Origin of the sequence: Pseudomonas sp. KK4, from assembly GCF_001984065.1 — a bacterium.
Classification (GTDB): domain Bacteria; phylum Pseudomonadota; class Gammaproteobacteria; order Pseudomonadales; family Pseudomonadaceae; genus Aquipseudomonas.
Genome location: NZ_LYVP01000215.1, coordinates 1 through 4,001, shown reverse-complemented (window position 1 = coordinate 4,001; position 4,001 = coordinate 1). Strand labels below are relative to the sequence as shown.

The 4,001-nt window shown below is 62.5% G+C and carries 4 protein-coding genes; 3 read left to right on the top strand and 1 reads right to left on the bottom strand.

The annotated features are described in order from the left end of the window. Nucleotides 1–231: 231 nt before the first annotated feature. Nucleotides 232–1,131, bottom strand: coding sequence for a LysR substrate-binding domain-containing protein (locus B0W55_RS28900; protein WP_077049313.1), 900 nt, complete (start codon nucleotides 1,129–1,131; stop codon nucleotides 232–234). A gap of 171 nt (nucleotides 1,132–1,302) precedes the next feature. Between B0W55_RS28900 and B0W55_RS28895 the strand changes: the two genes are divergently transcribed. The 3 genes from B0W55_RS28895 to B0W55_RS28885 are packed head-to-tail and all read left to right on the top strand — an operon-like array spanning nucleotide 1,303 to nucleotide 3,915. Continuing rightward, nucleotides 1,303–1,806 (top strand): L-2-amino-thiazoline-4-carboxylic acid hydrolase, encoded by a 504-nt coding sequence (locus tag B0W55_RS28895; RefSeq protein ID WP_077049312.1) that lies wholly within the window; start codon nucleotides 1,303–1,305, stop codon nucleotides 1,804–1,806. Next, entirely contained in the window at nucleotides 1,803–3,038 is a 1,236-nt protein-coding gene (locus B0W55_RS28890) for a Zn-dependent hydrolase (RefSeq protein ID WP_077049311.1), read from the top strand. Before B0W55_RS28895 ends, B0W55_RS28890 begins: the two co-directional genes overlap by 4 nt. A gap of 49 nt (nucleotides 3,039–3,087) precedes the next feature. Then, the gene (locus tag B0W55_RS28885; protein WP_077049310.1) at nucleotides 3,088–3,915 is read left to right on the top strand and encodes a DMT family transporter; all 828 of its coding nucleotides are present in this window, start codon (nucleotides 3,088–3,090) and stop codon (nucleotides 3,913–3,915) included. The last annotated feature ends 86 nt before the right edge of the window (nucleotides 3,916–4,001 follow it).

Below are 4,001 nucleotides of genomic sequence, written 5' to 3'. Positions count from 1 at the left end.
ACAAAGGCCTGCGCCGACCCTGTAGGAGCGAGCTCGCTCGCGATGAACCTGAGGCCGCCGCGGGCTATCAGACTCCCCGCGTCATCGTTGACGTCCATCGCTAGCAGGCTAGCTCCCACAAGGCCCACGCCACCACTGTAGGAGCGAGCTCGCTCGCGATGAACCTGAGGCCGCCGCGGGCTCTCAGACTCCCCGAGTCATCGTTGACGACCATCGCGAGCGTGCTCGCTCCTACAGGGAGGCCAGTCGCTGGCGGATCCATTCATGGAGCCGGGTGCCGTCGCTGGACAGTTCGCTGTTGGCGCGGCGGCACAGGTAGTACTGGCGGCCGTCGTCCACCGTCAGGTCGAACAGCTTCACCAGTTCGCCGCTGGCCACGTGCGGCGCCACCAGGGGCTCGCGCAACAGGGCACAGCCGAGGCCGGTGAGGGCGGCGGTCAGGGCCAGTTGGCCGTCTTCCAGCAACAGGCCGTTGAGGGCGCTGGCGTGCTGCACGTCGGCGGCCTGGAGCCATTGGCCCCAGGTTCCGCGTTCTTCATCATGCAGCAACGGCAATTCACTCAGCGCCTGGGGAGTGTCGATGAGGCCGTGTTGCTGCAAAAAAACTCGGCTGCAATAAGCGGTGACCGCGCCGCCAATCAGCGGCTCGCTGTGATAACCCGGCCAGTGCCCGGTGCCGAAGCGAATCGACAAATCGGCGGCATCGCTGGGATAGCTACGGTGGTTGGCGTAAGTGACATTGATGTCCAGCCCGGGGTTGGCGCCAAGGAATTCAGCCAGCCGCGGGATGAACAGGTTGATGCCGAACAGCGGGATCAGGCTGATGGTGACCTGGCGTGTGGCGCTTTTTTCCCGCACGTGCTCGGTGGCGCTGCGCAATACCGCGAAGGCCGAACGGATCGCGCGGTAATACTCGCGGCCCTCATCGGTCAGGATCAGGTTGCGTCCCTGGCGCAAGGTCAGGGGTTGCTGGAGAAAACTTTCCAGTAAATGCAGTTGATGGCTGACCGCCGACGGCGAGACATCCAGTTCCCGCGCCGCCGCATTCACGCCGCCATGGCGGGCAAAGGCTTCGAAGGTTCGCACGGCACGAAGGGGAGGGTCGTTGGCTAACTGTTCTAAATTATTCATGTGTTGAATTAAATACCAGGATCATCGGTAAATAAAGTGTCGTAAATGCCGAGTTACTGGCATTTACAGCGCATAAATTTATTCGAATAACCATATGTCGTTCATACAGTTGATGAAAATAGAATAAAAATTTAGTGTGCCAGCATCGAAAACGACCGCTGGAGGCACACAATGAGCAAACTCGAAGGTGAACTGGGCATCCTCGCCCGGCGGCGGATCGAAGCCGAAATCATCAAGCCGATCTACGACATCCTGGTGCGCGAACACGGCCAGCAGCACGCCGCCGCGGTGATTGGCGAAGCGGTCGGTAACGCGGCGATCAAGGCCGGCAAGCATTTTGCCGCGCTGGAAGAGCAGGGCGCCGACCTGAAAAGCTTCGTCGAACTGCAAGTGCTCTGGGAGCAGGACGATGCGCTGAAAGTCGAGATCATCGCCAGCGATGCCGAGCATTACGACTATGACGTCAAACGCTGCCGTTACGCCGAGATGTACCACGAGATGGGGCTGGGCGAGATCGGTCATCTGCTGTCGTGCAACCGCGATGAACTGTTCATCGTCGGCTACAACCCGGACATCCAGTTGACCCGCACCCAAACGATCATGGGCGGGGCACCGCGCTGTGATTTCCGCTACCGGGCCAAGCCCAAGGCGCAAACCCCGGAGCCACGCTCATGAGTGCATCGGCACGGGTAAACGGCGAGCGCCTGTGGGATTCGTTGATGGAAATGGCGCAGATCGGCGCCACTGCCAAGGGCGGCGTGTCGCGCCTGGCGCTCACTGACGAAGACCGTCGTGGCCGCGACCTGTTCGTGGCCTGGGCCCAAGCTGCCGGCTGCACGATTCGCGTCGATGCCATGGGCAATATTTTTGCCCGCCGTGCCGGGCGCAACGATGCCCTGGCCCCGGTCCTCACCGGCTCCCACGGTGATTCGCAGCCCTCGGGGGGCAAGTTCGACGGCATCTACGGCGTGCTCGCCGGCCTGGAAGTGCTTCGTACCTTGAACGACCTGGGCATCGAGACCGAGCGTCCCATCGAAGTGGTGAACTGGACCAATGAAGAAGGCTCGCGCTTTGCTCCGGCAATGATTTCTTCAGGGGTCTATGCAGGGGTGTTCGACCTCGAATACGGCCTGTCCCGCACCGACGCCCAGGGTATCAGCATCGGCCAGGCGCTGGAGCAGATCGGCTACGCCGGCTCGCACCCGGTGGGCGGCGAAGCGGTGCACGCGGCGTTCGAACTGCACATCGAACAGGGCCCGATTCTTGAAGCCCAGGACCTGACCATCGGCGTGGTCACCGGTGCGCAGGGCCAGCGCTGGTACGAAGTCGAATTGATCGGCCGCAGTGCGCACGCGGGCACCACCCCGATGGATCATCGCCTGGATGCCTTGCTCGGTTTCGCGCGGGTGGTGGAGGCGGTCAATCAGCTTGGCCTGGAGCAGGGCGCCGAAGGGCGGGCGACGGTGGGCATGGCCAACATCTTCCCCAACTCGCGCAATGTAGTGCCGGGGCGCGTGTTCTTCAGCGTCGAGTTTCGGCACCCTGACGAGGCGGTGCTGGAGCGTCAAAACCAGCAATTGCAGGCCGTCGTGGCGCAGATCGCCGGGCAGATCGGCTTGCAGCACAGCGTCAAACAGATCTTCCAGTACGCGCCGATTGCCTTCGATGCCGACTGTGTCGAGGTGGTGCGAGCGTCCGCCGAAGCCTTGGGCTACAGCCATCGGCCAATGATCTCGGGTGCCGGCCATGACGCCTGCTACCTCAATCGTGTGGCCCCGACTGCAATGATCTTCGTGCCCTGCGTCAACGGCCTGAGCCATAACGAAGCCGAGGAGATCCATCCACATTGGGCCACGGCCGGGGCCAATGTGTTGTTGCAGTCTATGCTGGCCAAGGCGGGCGTCTGATCGACAGGCCTCGCCTTGGTCAAACGTGCGCAATTGCCTGGCAGGTGTCATGCCGATTCACATCATTTTATTAGTGCTCTTCGCAGCTTTACTGCACGCCAGTTGGAACGCGCTCTTGCGCGGCGGGGCCGACAGGCTCTGGTCGATGACCATCATGTGCGTGGCGGTCGCCATCGTCAGCGCCGTGACAGCCCTGTTTCTGGCGCCGCCGGCCAAGGCCAGCTGGTTCTACGCGGTGCTCTCGGCGGTGCTGCATGTCGGCTACAACCTGTTCCTGGTGCGCAGCTACCGGGTCGGCGACCTGGGGCAGACCTATCCGATATCCCGGGGCTCGTCTCCGATTCTGATCACTGTCGGCGCCGCGGTTATTGCCGGGGAGAACGTAGGGCTCGCGGCCATGCTGGGCATCGTATTGGTCTCGGGCGGCATTATTTCCCTGGCCTTCAGAGGGCGCAGGCTTGCTGTTCCCAGCCTTCCTTATGCGCTGGGGACTGGGTGTTTCATTGCCGCCTACAGCGTGACCGATGGCATCGGCGCGCGCCTGTCTGGTGCGCCAATGGCTTACACGGTCTGGATGTGCGCCTTGTGGGGCGTGCTGATGCCGGCGGTGTACATCGGCCTGCGGGGCGCGAGCAGTTTATGGACCCCTCGGCCGGGGTTCGCCACGGCGTTTTTCGGTGGGCTGGTTTCGCTGCTGGCGTATGGGATCGTCATCTATGCCATGACCAGCGCTCCGATGGGCGCGGTGTCGGCGTTGCGTGAAACCAGCGTGCTGTTCGCGGCGTTGATCGGGTATTTCTTTCTGGGCGAGACCCTGACTGTGCGCAAGGTGCTGGCGTGTGTGGTGATTGCGGTTGGGGCGATCATGATTGGTTGACGGTGAACCGCGCGGGAGCAGGTGGTTTGCCTTGAATGGTGGGAGCGGGCTTGCTCGCGAAGGCGGCGTTTCAGTCAATGCAGGTG